This window comes from Pseudomonas congelans (assembly GCF_900103225.1).
GTDB lineage: Bacteria > Pseudomonadota > Gammaproteobacteria > Pseudomonadales > Pseudomonadaceae > Aquipseudomonas > Aquipseudomonas congelans.
Genome location: NZ_FNJH01000010.1, coordinates 143,326 through 161,950 on the forward strand (window position 1 = coordinate 143,326; position 18,625 = coordinate 161,950).

Annotated in this window: 16 protein-coding genes; 11 read left to right on the forward strand and 5 right to left on the reverse strand. The window is 53.7% G+C overall.

Translation table 11 applies throughout. The features are described from left to right. The first annotated feature begins 1 nt into the window (after position 1). The 7 genes from tagF (at position 2) to BLR20_RS24255 (ending at position 7,320) form a co-directional block, all read left to right on the forward strand. Positions 2-925: a type VI secretion system-associated protein TagF gene (tagF, locus tag BLR20_RS24220; RefSeq protein ID WP_003318808.1), complete on the forward strand. Its 924-nt coding sequence runs from the start codon at positions 2-4 to the stop codon at positions 923-925. Then, positions 922-3,414, forward strand: a complete 2,493-nt coding sequence (tssM, locus tag BLR20_RS24225; protein WP_054993193.1) for a type VI secretion system membrane subunit TssM — start codon at positions 922-924, stop codon at positions 3,412-3,414. Before tagF ends, tssM begins: the two co-directional genes overlap by 4 nt. 155 nt (positions 3,415-3,569) lie before the next feature. Beyond that, positions 3,570-4,088, forward strand: a complete 519-nt coding sequence (locus BLR20_RS24230) for an Hcp family type VI secretion system effector (RefSeq protein WP_003318810.1) — start codon at positions 3,570-3,572, stop codon at positions 4,086-4,088. Positions 4,089-4,180: 92 nt separating this feature from the next. Next, positions 4,181-5,275 (forward strand): type VI secretion system protein TssA, encoded by a 1,095-nt coding sequence (tssA, locus tag BLR20_RS24235; RefSeq protein WP_017279086.1) that lies wholly within the window; start codon positions 4,181-4,183, stop codon positions 5,273-5,275. A 177-nt stretch (positions 5,276-5,452) separates the two neighbouring features. After that, positions 5,453-5,878 carry a DUF2628 domain-containing protein gene (locus tag BLR20_RS24240; protein ID WP_054993194.1) on the forward strand — a complete coding sequence of 142 codons (426 nt, stop codon included), beginning with the start codon at positions 5,453-5,455 and terminating at the stop codon, positions 5,876-5,878. Positions 5,879-5,915: 37 nt separating this feature from the next. Continuing rightward, positions 5,916-6,227 (forward strand): hypothetical protein, encoded by a 312-nt coding sequence (locus BLR20_RS24245; protein ID WP_074595068.1) that lies wholly within the window; start codon positions 5,916-5,918, stop codon positions 6,225-6,227. Between the two features lie 373 nt (positions 6,228-6,600). Continuing rightward, complete coding sequence (locus BLR20_RS24255; protein ID WP_054993195.1) at positions 6,601-7,320, forward strand: hypothetical protein; 720 nt, start codon at positions 6,601-6,603, stop codon at positions 7,318-7,320. Positions 7,321-7,384: 64 nt separating this feature from the next. Here the strand turns inward: BLR20_RS24255 and BLR20_RS24260 are convergent, their stop codons facing one another. The 5 genes from BLR20_RS24260 to BLR20_RS24280 form a co-directional block, all read right to left on the reverse strand. Next, positions 7,385-7,939 (reverse strand): HD domain-containing protein, encoded by a 555-nt coding sequence (locus BLR20_RS24260; RefSeq protein ID WP_054993196.1) that lies wholly within the window; start codon positions 7,937-7,939, stop codon positions 7,385-7,387. A 78-nt stretch (positions 7,940-8,017) separates the two neighbouring features. Then, positions 8,018-9,124, reverse strand: coding sequence for an ADP-ribosylarginine hydrolase Tri1 (gene tri1 / locus BLR20_RS24265; protein ID WP_328586077.1), 1,107 nt, complete (start codon positions 9,122-9,124; stop codon positions 8,018-8,020). A 48-nt stretch (positions 9,125-9,172) separates the two neighbouring features. After that, positions 9,173-9,493, reverse strand: a complete 321-nt coding sequence (locus BLR20_RS24270; protein WP_054993197.1) for a hypothetical protein — start codon at positions 9,491-9,493, stop codon at positions 9,173-9,175. 217 nt (positions 9,494-9,710) lie between these two features. Then, positions 9,711-10,235, reverse strand: coding sequence for a hypothetical protein (locus BLR20_RS24275; RefSeq protein ID WP_054993198.1), 525 nt, complete (start codon positions 10,233-10,235; stop codon positions 9,711-9,713). A 40-nt stretch (positions 10,236-10,275) separates the two neighbouring features. Continuing rightward, positions 10,276-11,286: a hypothetical protein gene (locus tag BLR20_RS24280; protein WP_054993215.1), complete on the reverse strand. Its 1,011-nt coding sequence runs from the start codon at positions 11,284-11,286 to the stop codon at positions 10,276-10,278. Positions 11,287-11,477: 191 nt separating this feature from the next. Between BLR20_RS24280 and BLR20_RS24285 the strand changes: the two genes are divergently transcribed. The 4 genes from BLR20_RS24285 to BLR20_RS24300 are packed head-to-tail and all read left to right on the forward strand — an operon-like array spanning position 11,478 to position 18,625. Then, positions 11,478-13,337 carry a type VI secretion system Vgr family protein gene (locus tag BLR20_RS24285; RefSeq protein WP_054993199.1) on the forward strand — a complete coding sequence of 620 codons (1,860 nt, stop codon included), beginning with the start codon at positions 11,478-11,480 and terminating at the stop codon, positions 13,335-13,337. A gap of 1 nt (position 13,338) precedes the next feature. Beyond that, positions 13,339-13,920: a hypothetical protein gene (locus BLR20_RS24290; RefSeq protein ID WP_054993200.1), complete on the forward strand. Its 582-nt coding sequence runs from the start codon at positions 13,339-13,341 to the stop codon at positions 13,918-13,920. Positions 13,921-13,950: 30 nt separating this feature from the next. Continuing rightward, positions 13,951-14,415 (forward strand): DcrB-related protein, encoded by a 465-nt coding sequence (locus BLR20_RS24295; RefSeq protein ID WP_054993201.1) that lies wholly within the window; start codon positions 13,951-13,953, stop codon positions 14,413-14,415. Between the two features lie 4 nt (positions 14,416-14,419). Then, positions 14,420-18,625, forward strand: a complete 4,206-nt coding sequence (locus BLR20_RS24300; protein WP_054993202.1) for an RHS repeat-associated core domain-containing protein — start codon at positions 14,420-14,422, stop codon at positions 18,623-18,625.

Consider the following 18,625-nt stretch of genomic DNA (forward strand, 5'->3'; position numbering starts at 1 on the left):
GATGATTGGCTGCTTCGGAAAAGTGCCCGCGAGCGCAGATTTCGTCAGCCTGCATGGTGCCAGCGACGATGTCTGCGAGTTCGATGCATGGCTGCAGGGCGCACTCGCCGACATGCAGCACCGCGAAGACTGGCGCACGCTATTCGACCGATTGCCCGTGTGCTTTTTCAGCTACCGGGCACGCAGCGGCAACTGGCTGGTGGGCGGTTTGATCAGCTCCCGGGACTCAAGCGCTCGGCGTTATCCGTTCTTCATCTTTCAAACGGTGAAGTCCAGTGACGCCGGGCTGTTTGTGAACCCGTTCACCCTGAGCGAACTGTTCGCCGGGCAGATCAAACCGCTGCTGCACATGGCCGCGCAAGGCGAAAGTACGGCGGTGCTGTTCGAACGCATCAGGGCCTTGCGACCGCTGCAAGGGCAGGACTTCGAGCTGTTCAGGCGTGTGCATGAGAAGTTTCTGGTGAACTTCACCCTGCGTGACATCGCGACCTCGCTGGAAAGCTCCTACCCGGAGTTCATCAGCAACGCCGTGCTCACCAGGCTGCAGGCGCTGAGCCGCCCGTCGTCCAAGGCACCCGTTGGTATTTCGCTGCCACTGCCGGCAGAACGAGGCTTGAAGAACCCGACAGCCGATCTGTGGGTCAACTGGCTGACACGCATCGAGCCTAACCGGGCGGTGCCGCAGATCAGCATTCTGGCGGATGATTTCATGCGCCCCCGGCTGTTCTGCTTCGCATCCCGCAACACCTCCGGCGTATATCGGGTGGTGACGGGCGTGAGTGAGCATTCGGAGAGTTATGACGTACTGGCACCCTTCGACGCGTTCGACGAACACCACCGAGGCCATGTGTTTCCAGACATTGACCGCCCTCTTTATGACGTTATCGACCGCTTTGTCGATGTGCTGGATTTGAAGCCCGTATGAACAAGATCAAATACTACTTTTTGCGCTACCAGCCCTACGTTTTAGGGGTCTGCTTTTTCCTGGCGATCTTTATCGTCTGGAGCATCGGCCGTGCCCTGGGCTTCAGCTCGATGAACAGCCTGCTGACGGGGATCGGCCTGTTTCTGCTGTTGTCGGCAGCCTATGTGCTGTTGCTGTACCGAGGCGTATCACAGCACCAGAACCTGGAAGGCCTGCTGCGTGACGACGCCGATCAGGCGGTGCTCAACGCCAGCCCGGCAGACCGTGAAGAAGTCAGCCTGCTGCGCGAGCGCCTGCTGCAAAGCCTTGAGCGCCTGCAGAGCAACAAGCCGAACGGCAGCAACTCCAAGGACGCGCTCTATGCCCTGCCCTGGTACCTGGTGGTCGGTCAGCCCGCAGCGGGCAAAAGCACCATGCTCTATCAGTCGGGCCTCAACTTCCCCTACGCAGAGCGCGAAGGCGCACGCGTGGCCGGGTTGGGTGGCACGCGCAATTGTGACTGGTTCTTCAGTTCGGAAGCCGTGCTGCTGGACACGGCCGGTCGCTACATGAACGATCAGGAAGAAGCCGGCAAATGGCGCGCCTTTCTGCAATTGCTGCGTCAGCATCGCCAGCGCAGACCGCTCAACGGCCTGATTGTCACCGTCAGCATTCATGACATCCTGCAATCCTCGGTGGAGGATCAGGAGCGCATCGCCAAGCGCCTGCGCGAACGCATCCAGGAAACCCACGCGCTGCTGGAAGTGCGTCTGCCGGTGTATCTGGTGTTCACCAAGTGCGACCTGGTCCCGGGCTTCGTGCCGTTCTATCGCCAGCTCGACGATGTGGCGCGTGGCGAAGTGATGGGCAAGACCTTCCCGCACAAGGGCTTCGAGCAAGCCGACTGGGGCCAGCGCTTCGGTGTGGCGATGGAAGAACTGATCAATTACTGGAAACAGATCGCCAACCAGCAACTGGTGCTTCAGGACATCCAGGTCACTCGTCAGGACACTGCGGTGTATCGCTTCCCGCTGGAGCTGGAAGCCCTGAAACCGCGCCTGCTCCTGTTTGTCGATGCTCTGCTGCGCGCCAACCCGTATCAAAGCGCCGAGATGCTGCGCGGTTTCTACTTCACCAGCGCACTGGACGCCGATCAGCCCGAGATGGGCGGCCATACCCGCCAGGTCACCGAACGATTCCAGCTGGAAAGCGAGCAGGAAGCTGTCGACGGCAATGTCCAGCCGCACCCGCTGTTCATCAACAGCCTGTTCCGCAAGGTGATCATCCCCGATCAGCATCTGGTGGCGCTGTACACCACCAACCACCGCGAGCGTCGCCGCAAGGCCGCCTGGATCGGTGGCGCAAGCCTTGTGGCGTTGCTGCTGTGCAGTCTGTGGGGCTGGTCGTACTGGAACAACAAGGACAACATCCAGTCCATCTCCAGCGAACTCGCTCAGGCCGCAGCCGAGGACAGCAAGGCCAGCGGGCAGTACACCGAATGGCAAACGCTGGATCGCATGCGCTTCTGGACCTCGCTTTACTACGATCGTCATCACGACGAGGGCGTACCACTGCGCTTGCGTCTGGGGCTTTACCGGGGCTATGACGTCGAGCCGCTGCTGCGCACGCGTTATTTCAATCGTCTGGAAACGGTGATGCTCAAACCGACCGCAGACAACCTGACGCGCTCGCTTTACCTGCTGACCACCATCAAGGTCTACCAGCGTAATGCCAAGGACCTGATGCCGGTCACGGGTGTAGACAGTGTCGAGCCCAAGGCGCTGCCGCCAGATAACCGCGCACAATCCATCGCTGCCTTCGGCAAGGCCACGCTGGACACTTACGTGATGTTGTCGCGCGCCCAGCGTGAAAAGGCTGACCCGGCGTTCCTGAAAGCGAAGATGCCTGATTACTGGTATCCGGCCATTGCGCGTCAGACCGGCAAGACCATCACCGCGAATGCCGAGGCAGGCTCCAATCAGGATTACGAGTACGCCAGCCGACAGATCAACTTCTATAGCGATCAGATTCACGAGCTGGACGTGCCGCGTATTCTCGACAACGCATTTCTGACATCCAGTTCGCGTAATTACATCAACAGCCTGTTGACGCAGTCGTTGAAGGCTATCGAAACGATCACGCTGGAATCGGACACGCTGTTTGCCTTTGGTCGTGCCGATTTCCAGAGCCTTAAAACCGAAGGTCAAAATCAGTTGAGCGCGATCGCCGGCAAGCTGTTGAATACACCGAACATCGGCAAGATCGTGATTGCAGGTCACGCCGATCAGTTGGGCGACCCGCAAAGCAACATGCAGGTGTCCAAACAGCGTGCGCAGACCATCAAGACCTACCTGGTCGGCAAGGGCGTGCCCGCCGAGCTGGTGGACGCGGTCGGTGAAGGCAGCGAGAAGCCTCTGGTCAAATGCGACATGCAGCAACCCAGAGCGCAGTTGATTCAGTGCCTTGAGCCGAATCGACGCGTGGAGATCGAAGTACGCGCGCTCAATTGATCGCGCGTTGGCAAGCAAACCGAAGCCCGGGTTGTCCCTATGAAACCTTGGCCGTGGCAAGAGAACCTTTCTTGATCGTTTCAGGAAGGTTAATCAAAAGGGCCGTGTTCTGTCCGCAGACGCCACGGCTTTAAATGAAGAAGGAGAAGCAGAAAATGGCATTTGACGCATACATCCAAATCGATGGCATCCCAGGCGAAGTTCTGGACGACAAGCACAAGGACTGGATCGAAGTGTTGGGCTACGAGTTCGGCGCTACCCAGGCCACCTCGGCGACCGCAAGTTCTTCGGGCGGTGCTTCGTCCGAGCGCGTTGCACTGAGCGACTTCAGCATCCGCAAGTCTGTGGACAAGGCTTCCGCCAAGCTGTTCGAAGCGTGCTGCAAGGGCACTCACATCGCCAAGATCCAGCTGAACGTCAACCGTGCAGGCGGCGACAAGCTGACCTACCTGACCATCAACCTGGAAGAAGTGGTTGTGTCTTCCGTGAAGGCGGTTGCTGGCGGTAGCCAGAAAGGCGAAGACAACGCAGTCAGCGATCTGCCGATTGAAGAAATCAGCTTCAACTTCGCTCGCATCAAGACCACCTACACCCAGCAGAGCCGTTCCGATGGCCAGGGTGGCGGTAACGTCACTGGCGGCTGGGACCGCACTGCGAACAAAGTATTCGCATAAGTCCGTGACACATCGGGTCGCGCAAGCGGCCCGTCTTCAACACCGTGTCTGCCCGGGCACGGTGTTCTTTTATCCTCTGATCAGAGTTGACTATGTCTGAATTTCTCAACGACCTTTCGCTTGCCGATCTGACGGCACCCATCAACGGGGGAAGTGGCGAGGACCTGAGCTTTTCCACCCTGTTCGATCAGGTCAAGGAAGCTCGTCGAGCAGACCCCGACTACCTCACCCAAGGTGACTGGCAAACCGATCTCAAGTCCTCGGACTGGGAACAGACCATCACGTTGGCCGCACAGGGCCTTGCCGAACAAAGCAAGGACCTGATGCTCGTCGCCTGGCTCAGCGAAGCCCTGGCGCACAAATACCACTTTGTCGGCATCACCTTCGGCCTGACCGTGGCCGAACGGATCCTGCAAAACTTCTGGGACGATCTGTACCCGTCTCTGGAAGACGGCGTAGAAGAACGTGCCGCCCGCCTGGCCTGGCTGAAAACCACACTGACCGAAGTCGTCGGCGGGCTGCCGATCACGCAGGGGCAGAACTTCGGCCTGTTGCGCTACGACGAGTCGCGCCACGTTGAAAACCTCGCGCTGCAAAACCCCAAGGCCATGCAGTCCGCTGTTGAAGAAGGCAAGATCAACGCCGAAATCTTCCAGCGCTCGGTGGTCCTGACAGACTCGGACCACTTGCGCCTCAAGGCCAGCGAAATCGCCGCCAGCCTGTACGCTTGCCAGCAGCTCCAGGCCACTGCCGACACCCTGTTCGGCCGCGACGCGCCGAGCCTTGTCACCCTCAGCGACATCCTGCAACGCGCCGGGCAACTGACCGAAAAGCTGCTCAAGGACCGAGGTATAGAACTGAGCCCCGCCCCCGCCGCCGCTCAGGCCGCACCCGAAACCGTCGTCGACCAACCCGCAGGTGCCGTAATGACCCAGGCCAGCCAGGACAGCACGTCCGCACCACTGCGAACCACCCCGACCACCCGCGACGAAGCCTTCACCATGCTCGCCGGCATCGCGCAGTTCTTCAAAAACACCGAACCGCAAAGCCCCGTCCCGTACCTCATCGAGCGCGCCATCAAGTGGGGCAACATGCCGCTGGAAGGCTGGCTGAACGACGTTATCAAGGACAGCAACGTCGTGGACAGCATTCGCGATGTGCTGGGTACGAAAGAGCCTAAGCAGTAAGGGCAGTTCGTAGGATCGGTCTGTATGAACATGCGTACAGACCGTCGGGAAATGCACCACGGGGCGAGTCTGTCTGTACGACTGACGTGCCCATGATTTACCCGTATTTTGTGTCGTACCCAGCGCTGCAACAGGGAACGACCATTCACGTGATTCACACACATCAGGGATTAGAGAATGAACACGTCAGACCCGGTAAACGCATCAGGCCATTACAGCGACAAATGGAAAGAACGCTTCGCCTTTTTTGAAGCGCACGGCGGCCCAAGCGCACCGGAGTTCAGACCTGCGCTCAAGCAACTGCCCTTTCTGAAAAAAGTGAAAATCAACTTCAATTTTTTCGCGTTCTTTTTTGGGCCGGTTTACCTGTTCATTCTGGGGCTATGGAAGAAGAACATGTGCATTATCACGATCATGATAGTGGTTTCTGTCGCGCTGAACATAGTGATGGACATGTTTGAGTTCCGCTACGCCAAGGAGGCGAGTTCTGCGCTGGGGTTTGCGTTTAATGCGCTGTATGGCCAGTTGACCAATTACGCGTATTACCTGAAGGAAGTGAAAGGCGAGCAGGGCTGGAATCCGTTTGAGGGGTTGCGTTGGTAACGCGAACACATTGGGATCTATTTTCAGGGAGGCATGAATGTTTGATTATGTAGTCAATGCGATATCGCTGCTGTGTTTTTCAACGCTGGCATTCTTTATTTTTTACGCGCCGCTTAGAACCGTAGTATCGTTGATTAGGCGTAAAAACCCTCTTGATCGAGTATCTCGACTTTCCTACGGGATATCCATGTGCCTGTCTTTTCCTGCTGCAGGCTTTGCTCTTATCGTCAATGTTGTCCCGAACTCCAGGTATACCGACTACACGAATCTATTCCTATCAATATCAGCCTATCTCATTGTTCAGGCAGTGACGATGGCGGTGCTGATGGGTAAGACCAGAGCCCATTGAAGGTCAATGAATAGCCTGTAGCGGCTGGTATTTTCCAAAAGTTTTAACTTTACCGTTAGCAATATTTTCTCATTGCCCGGTTAAGCAGACAGGGAGTCATCACTTACAGGGAAGACAGTATGCGACCAATCATCGTTATCAACGATCCCACCTCTCCGTTTACAATCAGCCGACCAGCATTGCCTCAGCTGCGGCGGGCATGGCCGGAGGTGCTTTTGTTGGCGTTGTGTTCATCGCTGCTTCCCAGGGGGCAGCGCCGTTGACTTTAGTAATACTCGTTGAATGGAGGGCAGGTCTAGGCGTTCAGGCACTCGTCGTTAATAAAGGATGGGAGAAAGATCTCGGGAACATGTTAAAGCTATGAGAAGACATAATGATTAATTCAGATAGTCTTAGAAAAAGCAGCTGGCTAGCATTCTTCACGACTGGTTTTTTTACAGCCTTTGGCCCATCTAAATTAACGTGTTTTTGGTACGTATATTTTTTGGCCGTAACCTTGATGCTTGCCTGGACAATATACCTAGTCTACCTGTGCGAAAAGTACACAACCTATATGACTTCGCTTATCAGCGCACTGATTGGTTCTTTTACACTACTCGCTTGTAGCGTAGCTTATGTCTCCACTTCTAATTTTTTTGGAGAGAACAGTTTAAATGCTTTCATTACAAGTCTAGCCCCTGCCATCATTATATTGCTGGCTTATTATGTGATTGCTAGCAAAAAGCCTTCTTTTCAACCATTCGAATATGACGGACAGAAAATCCAGACGCGTTTTGCTAGCACTTCACAACCATCAACAAGTTATAAAACTGGCTTGATTGCGGGAGCAACCACGTTGGCGGCCGGTATTTTCCTGCAGGCGTTCGGCGTGCTAACTGGCAGTGTAGTTGCGGCCCTTGTTCTTACTGGATGCTGTGTGACCATACTGTTCTACATGCGGCATGTCATCAGGGGGCTTCGCACACTCCGAGCCAAGGAGCGCAATATGCCTGCTGCCTACACGTTCATGCAAATCGATGAAATTCGCGAAGCCCGCAGTCGTTGGTGGCTGAGCAGGTTTTTCAAATGGTTCTCGTCTCGGCACAAATCGTAGGGTACGTGTCTCTCGATGATTGCTACATAGCCCTATTTATCAAAATGGAAAGCCCGCTCATTACTCAGCCTTCAAAGCCATCAACATAAAGCGCCTGATAACGCGCCATCGTATCGATGAGCCGCTGCCGCAGATACCCATTCGCATGCCCCAAGGCAGCCAGGATCTGCGCCGACTCCACCAGATAAGACGCTCGCTTTGCCTTCTTCCAGGTGGCCGGCGCTGACTGGAGATTGGTGATGCGATCACACAACTTGACCGACGCAGCTTCTTTGGAATGACTGGCGATCCCGGCGAAATAAAGCGCTTCGGAAAAAGGCACAATCAGGTTCTTGCTCAGGCACGCCACGGCTGAAGCGACCTCCACACCGAACGCTTCAGCCAACTCATCCTGAGTCACCGGCGTATCCTCCAGCACGTCGTGCAGCAACGCTGTGGGCAAGGCGACTTCAAGCACGCCCACGGATTCTTCGCGATGGGCAAAGATCAACTCGTTGGCGACCATCGCCACGTGGGTGGCGTAAGGAAGGTCCGAGCCTGTCATTTTTTGGCCTACGTGGGCATGGGATGCGAATAGCCAAGCTTTGTTGTAGAGCTGTTGCGAGCACGGTTTGGGCATGTGGGTCGGATTCCTTGAGACGCGATAAAAATCAGGGATCGCGGGCTGACCCTCAGAGAGAGTACGCGCGCTTCCCTATCAATCGCCGATAGACTCGTCCAAAGGGTCGTGCAGCGGCGCACGCTCGAACAACTGTTGGGCCAGCCCCTGAATATGCTCGGACCATGCGACGTTCTTGACCCATTCCTCCGGCATGCCTGACACCCCATAAAGCGCGCCTGCGATTTGTCCGGCGGTAGCGGCTACGCTGTCGGCATCATCCGCCAGGTTGGCGGCCAGCAAAATAGCATCTTTGAAGTTGTCGGTATTCCATACGGCCCACAGGGCTGCTTCGAGTGTGTCGATGACATAGCCTGAAGAGCGGATCTGGTCGCGGGTTTTTTCTTTGTATTCGCCTGCGTTGATGATCAAAGCTCGCGGTCGTAATGGCCGAATCATCGGAGAAAGGGTTTCTTCTTTGTCTGCGCCGTTAAGGGCGAGATGCAGCTGTGCGCCAAGCAGCTCGCAGCAACTTATAGCCTCCATTGCTCTATGTGTGCATCTGCTTTGTGCGGCGCTTTGCCGCCACGTAGCGAATAGCGAGTGCCTGCGAAATATCGCAGTGGGTGCCAATCTTATTATCGACCCATTACCGGCAGTAGATGGATCGTCGTTGCCATACCAGCCATCTTTGCTTGCCAAGTGTCCTTCCAGAGCAGCACGAGTAGCGTTTCCGATATCGAAGCACTTGCCGTTATGACTGTTCTCGCCCTGCTTATACCAACGACATAGCCTATCGGCGTAATCAGAAAAATCGAAATCACCTTTAGCAAGGTAGGTGTCCGCAAGGCAGAGAGCCATGCTGGTGTCATCGGTCCACTCACCGGGATTGAGCTTGAAAGGACCGCCACCCACCATGTCATGGACGTGACTGCGATCACGAGGCAAACTCCAGTGTTGTGCCCACTGCGTCGCCAATGGCCAAACCGAGCAAACACCCTTCGCACGGTCCAGCGCCTGTTCTTCGCTGAGGGTACACGTCCGTGATGCTATCCAATCGGGCTTGCCCCTCGGCAGCCTGGGTGCATCAGGCTTCAGCATGTAATCCATGCGTTGAATTAGCTGCGCGGAAGGTGCGGGCAGCAGGTGATCGTAGCGCTCAACATAGTGGTCGAGAATGTCGTTGGGGCTTCTCAAGTCGATCATGGGTCCTTCCAGGATAATCTTTCAAGGTGCAGAGCAGTATGGAAGCTGCTACCTGATGCCCGAGTCTATACCGCTTGTTAACGGCCAAATAGCTGCTCCCCGCTTTGCGCCTGGCTTCTGGCTTCTGGCTTCTGGCTTCTGGATCAAAAGATCATCCCGCTCTCTCCTGCGGCATGTCGTGGCGAAAGCATCTGCAGCAATGAGATCTGTGTGGAAAAGATCAAAGCTGGCTTTGTCGATCTTGTAATACTCCTCGTAATCGATCAAGCCATTGCTCACCGGGAACGATAAATAAAAACGGCCGGAGGCTTCCTCGGTACCCAAGGAGAGCATGAGGTCGCGATTGAAAAAAGTGTCGTTAAATTTCATATGACTGCTTTAGAGCCTTAATCATTCAACCTCATAGATAAAGCCTATCAATTTGTGCAAAAAGCGCCTACAACAAGCTTCATTTTCTGCCATTCTTACGAATAATTAACTATAAAGATAAAATCATTATGGACGTCACCACTTAATAGACTATGCCCAAAAATCAAAGCATTAGCTGTCAAAGAAAAATAAATGTAAGGCCGCTGCAATTTAAAGTTCACTTCCCGTCTACCTGCATACAATATTCTTGGTCGCCCACCATCTTGCAGGGCCAGCCATCGTTAATGTAACGCGTCGGCTTAAAACAAACTCGCTCATCGTTCACCCAAAATAATTGCCATGCCGAACCAGAAATAAGCAATTTTGGACACGGCGTATAGTCTCTAGCAAGCAACACAATAGTAGTCAATACAGCTATGGAGGGCACAACATAGATTATTGTCTTGACAGAAATCTTGAGCATCAAACTTTGGAAAGCCGCCAAAAAAGAATTATTTGGAGGATCAAATTTCTTCCCTGTCCATACGGCTATAGAGCCTCCAATTATAATTAGCAGCACGGCGGGCGGAACCATGAGTAGGCAGAACGCAAGGTAAGGAGTTTCTACGACAGGTGCATTTCTATATATACGCCCATACAAAGGAAGTACATGTTCCCAAATCCAGTAAACTGAAAAAACACCGACCAATGTCATGAAGAAAACGAATACCGCCGCTCCAAATCTGAACAGTGCAGGTGACATAGAACTCACCCCATTACCTGAGTCATCATTCATAAAAAACCTAAAACTTTGGAAATTTGAAATTTGAAAAGTTAGGCAACTCAGGAGCATTGGGCCAATTGGGAAGCGGTAATTCGCTAGGCTGGATCTTTTTTAGAATCCAAGACTTGGTCTCATCGACTGCCGCATCCATTATTTTTTGTACAATACCGGTCGCTAATTCTTCTGTATACGCCTGCAAATCTTTCGCGCTTATCCTTGTGAATTTTTCATGTAACTTAGCTACGTTATCTACTGCATAACGCATCCCAGACTTAACGCTATTTTTTATATTATATCGATTGTCCAGCTCATTTAGACCGACCCCAACAACTAATACGACTATGGCTATCGCTACCGCTGGTAGTGCAGCCGCTGCGAAGAAGGCTCCGGCCGCCATTCCAGCGGCATATCCGATTGCGGTAGCTATACCCGCTTTTATGAGCTCGACACCGATGCCAGCAAACAAATCAGATAGTACAGCCTCATCGTTAAAAAACCATTCTACTACTTCAATACCGACAGCTGCATAACAGGATATTCTAAAGCCCTTGAGTGCATCTTTTTGTAAGGCATACCGGCCTACGCCGAACTCGATGAGCTGAGCGCTGCGTATCCCATAGCGAGTTCCCTTGAGCTCCCTTCTAAGGCCTGGATAACCAGTAATTATGACGTATTGTTTTCCATTTTTGACCGAGATTCGCACCTTGGTCCCAAACCCACCGATATTACGAAGTAAACGGGTTATGTTATAAGCGTCGTATGCACCCAAAGCAGAAGGTACTACCCAAGTCGTATTGACCCAGGAATGAAAGGTTGCATTGTATATAGACTGAGCTCCTCCTTTTAGACCGTCAAACATACTTGGCTGAGTTCGAGGGCAAATCTGCGGCTGCTGTGTGCCGAGGCCATAGGACGGATTACGCTCCATCACCAGCATGTTAGCGTGCTCCATGCTTAGCACGACCATCTCACGCTGATTTTGATCTACGTCGTGACCTAGCTGATCGAGCTGGGTGTCACTCAAGCTCATGGCGTACTCCCTGTCTCTATGGCTTTTCGCGTCCGCGCGGCGCGCTGGCAGCATCTTACGCTGAGGGTGCACCTTAAGAAAAATAAAATCAAATGAGCATAAAGCCATCAACGACGAACCGGAGCAGCTTGACAAATGGCCTTCGAGCAGGTTCCATCCCTAATTTCGTGAAGATTTGCAGGAGGCAGCTAGTGATTTCGGATCTGATTGGGCAGTTTACAGCTCAGAACAATAGACTCATCACATTCGACTCCCCTCTGCCTCCAGAGCAGGAGCTTGTTCTAGAAAGCTTCAGCGGTGAAGAAGGGCTGTCCGTCCTGTTCGAATACGAACTCCAATTGCTATCCAGCGATGCAAAGATCGAGCTCAAAAAGTTAATTGGCAAGAAAGTCTCAATAGAAATCACTTTGGCTGATGGTAGCAAAAGGGTAATAAGTGGACATTGCTCAAGTTTCAACCATATAGGAGCTAATGGTGGAATCGCTAATTACGCAGCCACCGTCGTACCTTGGTTGTGGATACTTAGTCGCCGAAGAGACTCGCGTATTTTTCAAGATAAAACCGTTGAAGATATAATCAGAGAAGTGTTTGCCTACTATCTCTCTCTGGCTGATTATGAATTTCGACTAAACAGAACATTGAAGCCAATTAGCTATTGCACACAGTACCAAGAGTCGGATCTTAATTTTGTACTGCGGCTCCTTCAACAAGAAGGGCTATTCTTCAATTTTGAGCATCGTCAAGATGGACACACGTTGGTCATTTTCGACGATAGCCTCAATCTGCCGACGTTACCTAGCCAACCTTCGATTCGTTTTCATACCGCGTCTGTAACTGAGGAGTCCGATTCCGTTACCGAATGGTCTTCTCAAAGAGCCCTTCACTCCACGCGCCTATCATTAAAGTCTTTTGACTACAAGCAGCCGCGCTTTTCCAATCAAATACAGCTTGAAACTTTAGCCAAACAAGGAGACATTGGTCAATACGAAGTGTTTGAATACGAGGGTCTATATGGTTATTCCGACCCGCAACACGGTCAACAAATCGCTCGCAATCGACTTGAGGCGATGGAGGTTTTAGGCAAGACATTTCAGGGTAGGAGTAACTGCCGTGCGATGCAGCCAGGCTATTACTTTGAGCTTACTCAGCACTATGATCATGACAACGGGTCTACTGAGGACCGGCAATTTCTGTTATTGAGCGTAAAACATTCGGGCCGCAATAATTACTCCGAATCGGGAGAAGCCTTTTATCAAAACCAGTTTATTTGTATTCGGCGCAAAATACCCTTCAAGCCTCCGCTAAGTTCGCCTCGCGCGTTGATAAGTGGCCCCCAAACCGCCATCGTTGTCGGCCCGCCCGGCGAAGAAATTTACACCGACGAAATGGGCCGGGTAAAAGTGCAGTTCCACTGGGACCGCTACGGCAAGTTTGACGACAAAAGCTCCTGCTGGGTCCGCGTCGCTCAATCCGGCGCAAGTGGCGGTTTTGGTAGCATCCAGATCCCGCGCGTCGGTGACGAGGTGGTGGTCGTTTTCCTTGATGGCAACCCTGACCGTCCGCTCGTCATGGGCAGTCTGTACAACAGCCAGAACACCCCGCCGTGGTCGCTGCCTGCCAACAAGACCCAGAGCGGTTTCCTGACGCGTTCGGCCAAGGGGGATGGCGGTACAGCCAACTTCTTCCGCTTTGAAGACAAGGCCGGTGCCGAACAGGTGATCATGCATGCCGAGCGCAACATGGACACCGAGATCGAGCTGGATGAAACTCATCAGGTCGGGAATAACCGCAAGGTAGAGGTTGGCGGTACCAACACGGAAATTATCCAGAACGATACATTAATTAAAGTTGAAAAGGGCTCGTTGACGATTACTGTTGACAAGCAATCAATCGACATCTCAGCCATGACAGAAATCACACTCACGGTAGGCTCAAGTAGCATTACTCTTAAGCCTAAAAGCATTGAGATCAGTGGCGAAGAGATAAAGGTTCTTGGTAATAAAACCTTTATTGAAGGCGACCGTGTCGATATCAATATCGAGAAATCCTGAGATGGTCAGAACCAGCCTTTATGACCGTATTTCGGAAAAGCGTCTAGCCGATGAGGCTTTGGCGCGTGAAAAAGAATTACACGCAGCAAGTGCTCCGCCGATCGTTCCCGAGCCTGAGCCAGTGCCGGTTTTACCGCTCGAATTGACACGCAACGAGATTACGGTTGCCGGTCTGAAACTGGTCATGCCGCAGCAGGTTAACTTTCAGGAAATCAGCATCACCCTTGAAAAGGATGGTCACCCCATCACGCTCACCATCACGCGTCGACCAGTGCGGGATGATCTTACGCTGAACCGCTATACGAGCCTCTATTTGGCAAACCTGCGTGAGAGACACCCTGATATAGATACTGTTCGGCAGCGAGATTGCTTGCTGGCGGGCAATGCGGCTGTGGCTCTCGACTACGTACTCACCTCCAGGCAAGGGCTTACTCACGGCAGAGCTATCAACGCGATCACCACTGCCGAAAATGGAGATAAGCAATGGCTTTGCATCTCCACGATGATTGATCCTGACACCGCTGCGCTGGCAGACTGGCTGATCGATTTCGACGCAGTGCTCGAAGCAATTGTCGCTCACTGATTTTTTATTTTCGCGCTCAGGACATTCACAATGGACTATCAGCTTCACGAAGGATCAATCGCATTGCCAGATGGGTTCAAGGACCGGACGGTAAACATGTTCACCCTCGGCGATAGCATTCCAGCCCCCCTCAATATCACGATTTCACGTGATGACATGCTGCCCGCAGAAGACATGAGCACCTACATAAGCCGGCAGATAAAACTCATCGCCAATAAGCTTCGGGGCTATACCCTGCTCGGTAAGAAGTCTGCCCTGTTGTCTACTGGGCACACCCTTCCCGGCATGCAAGTAGATGCCTACTACATGCATGAGGGCAGACCGATTTACCAGCGCCAAGCGGCCTTTGAAGTCGTACCGGGGCGTATTCTGGTATTTTCGGCAACCAGTCAGACTGACTTTAGCTCAACGCAGGACGAGGAGTGGTTGCAATTACTGGCCAGTTTTCAGCCACACCCGGATAACGCTGAGCCCATGAACACCGAACAGGAATAAAACCATGTTCGAAGCAGCGCGTTTGCACGATGGAATTGAGCACAATAGCGCACTAGTCGGGCTTCTGGCGGGAGCTGTCATCGGCATCGCGATGGCCGTTGCTGGCGCGGCTCTGATTGTCTGCACCGCCGGGCTGGGGGCTGTTCTTCTGGGTGTTGTCTTGTCAGTCGGCGCAGGTGCAGCCCCTGCAGTGGGTGAAAGCTGGGGAGCAGCACGAAGTTCTCCTGCAGGAGACATTACGCAAACAGGGTGTTCGCCCAACGTTTTTATCAATGGCCGCAATGCTGCTCTTACTACACAAAGTATCGCCAAGTGCGAAAATCACCCCGCACCGGTGCAGATTGCAGATGGCTCTGCAAGCGTTTTCATCAATGGCTACCCGGCCGCCCGCAAGGGCGACAAGCTGACCTGTGACTCAAAAATTGCTACAGGCTCCAATAACGTCTTTATTGGCGGCGGGACAAAGCGCTATCTGAAAGTAAACGAAGAGATATCTGAATCGCTTCGTGTCGGTATTGATATCGCGATCATCATTGCCTCGATGGGGCGCGGTGGACTGCCCATGTTAGCCAAGGGACTCAGTGGCGGCCTGAAAGCTGTCGCACCTTGCGCCCTGAAATTCGCGGCCACGGTGGGTGCGTCCTATTTATTTGGACGTTTTGTTGCGGGGCCTGCAATAAGCGGGGTAATAGGCGGCTTAAGCGGCAACCCCGTTGACCTCACCAGCGGACGCAAATTACTGCTTGAAGAGGGCGAAACAGACTTTGCGCTGCCAGGACTGATGCCTATCGAGTGGTCGCGCTTTTACGCCAGCGACCTCAACGTCGACAGCGTTCTGGGCAAGGGCTGGGTTCTGCCGTGGGAGCAGAATCTGCGCCGAAATGGCAGCTTCGTTTACCTCATCGACAATCAGGGGCGCAGCGTACCCTTCGTCAACGTCGAGCCCGGCGAAAGCATTTACAACCCTTACGAGCAGATGCATCTGGTCCGCACGCAAGGCGGCCATTACATGCTGCAGACCCAAGACAACATATTCTTCTACTTCGGCGAAGTACCGAATAACAACAAACCCGTTCCACTGCAGCGTATTGAAAACGCGCTCGGCCATTACCTGCATTTCAGCCGTACCGATGAAGGCACTCTCACCGACATCAGCGCACCCGGCAACGTACATGTGCATTTGCAGTACGAGCACCCGCTGGGACGGCTGACGTCGGTGAAGCGGATCGTCAATAAGGAAGCTGTTGAAACCCTAGTTCGTTACCACTACGACGACAACGGCCAGCTCTGTGACGTCTACAACCGTAATGGTGATTCCACTCGCAGCTTTTCCTATACCGACGGCGTGATGACCCGCCACAGCAACGCCTTGGGCCTGAACTGTTACTACCGCTGGGAAACCATTGATGACCAGCCTCGTGTGGTCGAGCACTGGACCAGCGATGGTGAACATTTCGATTACCGTTATGACTTTAAACAGCGTACGTCGTGGGCCGTCGATGTGCTCGGGCGTGAACTGGAAATTCATTACAACGAAGACCGGCGCGTCACCTCCGGCCGTGATTACGGCGGAGAACGCTACACCATCGAGATAGACGAAAGCGGCAATATGACGGGGCTGGTATTGCCCGATGACAACACGTTGGCCTTCAAGTACGACCACCTCTCGCGACTGATCGAAGAAACCGACCCGCTAGGGCGCAAGATCACCTACAAGCATCATCTGGCGACCACGCTGGTGACCCAGACGACTTTCCCTGATGGCAGCACGTGGAAGGCCCGTTACGATTCCAGAGGCAATCTTCTGGTCGAAACCGACGCACTGGGGAACAAGACCGAATACCTCAACAGTGAAGATGGCCTGCCACACACCATCATTGATGCGACCTACAAATCCAAATACTTGTGGTGGAACAGCCTCGCTCAGGTTGAGCACTTTCAGGACTGTTCAGGCAAAGACACTTATTACCGCTATGACGATCGCGGTCATCTGATCGCCGTCACCGATGCCCTGAACAACACCACCACGCTGGAACGCAAACCCGACGGCGAAGTGCTGCGCATCAACCATCCCGATGGCAGCGTTGAGTCCTTCACCTATAACGCGCTCGGCCAGGTGCTTTCGCACACCGACGGCAAAGGCCAGATAACGCGGTTGTCCCGCAACGCCCGCGGCCTGCCAACCCGACGCGAGGACGCCAAGGGCAAAGCCGTTGCCTACCAGTACGACAAGGCCATTCGCCTAACGGCACTGGTCAACGAAAACAACGCCACTTACAACTTCGTGTACGACAATGCAGACCGTCTGATCGAAGAAAAGCGCATCGACAACCTGACCCGCCGTTTCAGCTACAACCTCGGCGGGCACCTGACACAGGTCGAGGAAATCGGCTACGGCGAGAAAGGCGAACAGCCACGGCGCAGCACTCATCTGGAGCGCGACCCGATTGGTCGGCTGCTGGCCAAACTCAACGACGATGCGCGTCAGGACTACGCCTACGACGACGGCGACCGACTGCTGTCAATCGAGCGCAAGCCGACGGACACCGGCAGAAAACTGGGCATCACCGCTGAAAAGATCGACTTCGCCTACGACCTGCTCGGCCGCCTCGTCAAAGAAACCACGCCTCAGGGCGCGCTGGCCTACGAGTACGATCCGCTCAGCAACCTGACCACCCTGACCCTGCCTACCGGTCAGCATCTGAACCACCTGTATTACGGCAGCGGTCACCTGCATCAGCTCAACCTCGACGGCCAACTGATCAGCGACATGGAACGCGACGACCTGCATCGCGAGATCTACCGCACCCAAGGCAAGCTGACCAGTTGCTTCGGCTATGACAGCATGGGTCGCAAGGCCTGGCAGTATGCAACCACCCTGCCCGCGGAAAAGCTCTCGCAGATCCAGAACCCGCTCATAAAGCCGGAGCGTTACGTCGAACACGCCTACAACCCGATTCACCGCCGCTACGAATACGACCCGGCTGGCGAGTTGAGCCGCACCCTCGACAAGCTGCGCGGCGAAACCCAGTACGAATACGAAGCCAACGGCCAGTTGCTGGCGCGCAACACCGGTCGAGTGGTCGACGGCGAAGAATTCCGCTACGACGCCGCCGCCAACCGCCTCAACTTCAACACCAGCCGCTTCGATCACGTCAAAGACAACCGCCTCAAACAGTGGGCGAACCACGAATACAAATACGACGCCTGGGGCAACCTGATAGAGAAAACGGTCGGCATCGTACGCTGGCAGACCTTCACCTACGACTGCGAAAACCGTCTGGTCAAAACCGAGACCATGGCCGACACGCAGGTTGAAAGTACCAGCAGCTATCAGTACGACAGTCTGGGCCGAAGAGTCGCCAAACAGTCCGAGATCAAAGGCCACACCTACCACAAACGCTTCCTCTGGCAAGGCCTGCGCATGCTGCGTGAGGAAAGTCCGGGACAGAGCAGCCTGTACCTCTACGAGCCCGGCAGCTATGCGCCGCTGGCCCGTGTGGATGAGAAAGAGGGCGAGGTAGAGAACAAGGTCTACTACTTCCACACCGACCAGATCGGCACACCGCTGGAAATGACGGACGCCGAGGGGCAGATCGTCTGGCAGGCCAAGTACCGGGCGTGGGGTGCGGTTGAAAAGCTGGTGGTGAACGAGGTTGAACAGAACCTGCGGTTTCAGGGGCAGTATTTTGATGTAGAGACGGGGCTGCATTACAACACGTTTAGGTATTATGACCCGGAGATTGGGCGGTTTATTACGCAGGATCCGATTGGGTTGTTGGGTGGGGAGAATCTTTACCAATATGCTCCAAACACGCAATCTTGGATTGATGCTCTAGGGCTAGCGTGTGATAAATGGACAGTCAGTTCACATAAAGCAAATAAAAGGGCTGTGAAAAACAAAAAACTCGGCTTGGATTCTCATCATGTGGGTCAGAGAGACTTGATGAAGGATTTGGTCGAAGGTTATGATCCTGCAACTGGGCCAGCAATGCTGGTGCCGAAAGTCGGACACACTAGTTTAAAAGGTAAACTTGGAGTAGTCTCTCGCAGCAAAATAAACCCTACAACAAGGCTACCATTCACGAGCGCAAGAGATGTTTTGGCGCGTGACATTAAAGAACTCAGACGAGTTTACCCAGAAGTGCCTAATACAAAGCTACAAGAACTTATTCAACTCAATAAATCTATGTATCCAGAAATGCGTTAG

Bases quoted from the DNA above. Each gene is read 5' to 3' on its own strand.
- tagF (WP_003318808.1), top strand. From the start codon at position 2: ATGATTGGCTGCTTCGGAAAAGTGCCCGCGAGCGCAGATTTCGTCAGC.
- tssM (WP_054993193.1), top strand. From the start codon at position 922: ATGAACAAGATCAAATACTACTTTTTGCGCTACCAGCCCTACGTTTTA.
- BLR20_RS24230 (WP_003318810.1), top strand. From the start codon at position 3,570: ATGGCATTTGACGCATACATCCAAATCGATGGCATCCCAGGCGAAGTT.
- tssA (WP_017279086.1), top strand. From the start codon at position 4,181: ATGTCTGAATTTCTCAACGACCTTTCGCTTGCCGATCTGACGGCACCC.
- BLR20_RS24240 (WP_054993194.1), top strand. From the start codon at position 5,453: ATGAACACGTCAGACCCGGTAAACGCATCAGGCCATTACAGCGACAAA.
- BLR20_RS24245 (WP_074595068.1), top strand. From the start codon at position 5,916: ATGTTTGATTATGTAGTCAATGCGATATCGCTGCTGTGTTTTTCAACG.
- BLR20_RS24255 (WP_054993195.1), top strand. From the start codon at position 6,601: ATGATTAATTCAGATAGTCTTAGAAAAAGCAGCTGGCTAGCATTCTTC.
- BLR20_RS24260 (WP_054993196.1), bottom strand. From the start codon at position 7,939: ATGCCCAAACCGTGCTCGCAACAGCTCTACAACAAAGCTTGGCTATTC.
- tri1 (WP_328586077.1), bottom strand. From the start codon at position 9,124: ATGATCGACTTGAGAAGCCCCAACGACATTCTCGACCACTATGTTGAG.
- BLR20_RS24270 (WP_054993197.1), bottom strand. From the start codon at position 9,493: ATGAAATTTAACGACACTTTTTTCAATCGCGACCTCATGCTCTCCTTG.
- BLR20_RS24275 (WP_054993198.1), bottom strand. From the start codon at position 10,235: ATGTCACCTGCACTGTTCAGATTTGGAGCGGCGGTATTCGTTTTCTTC.
- BLR20_RS24280 (WP_054993215.1), bottom strand. From the start codon at position 11,286: ATGAGCTTGAGTGACACCCAGCTCGATCAGCTAGGTCACGACGTAGAT.
- BLR20_RS24290 (WP_054993200.1), top strand. From the start codon at position 13,339: ATGGTCAGAACCAGCCTTTATGACCGTATTTCGGAAAAGCGTCTAGCC.
- BLR20_RS24295 (WP_054993201.1), top strand. From the start codon at position 13,951: ATGGACTATCAGCTTCACGAAGGATCAATCGCATTGCCAGATGGGTTC.
- BLR20_RS24300 (WP_054993202.1), top strand. From the start codon at position 14,420: ATGTTCGAAGCAGCGCGTTTGCACGATGGAATTGAGCACAATAGCGCA.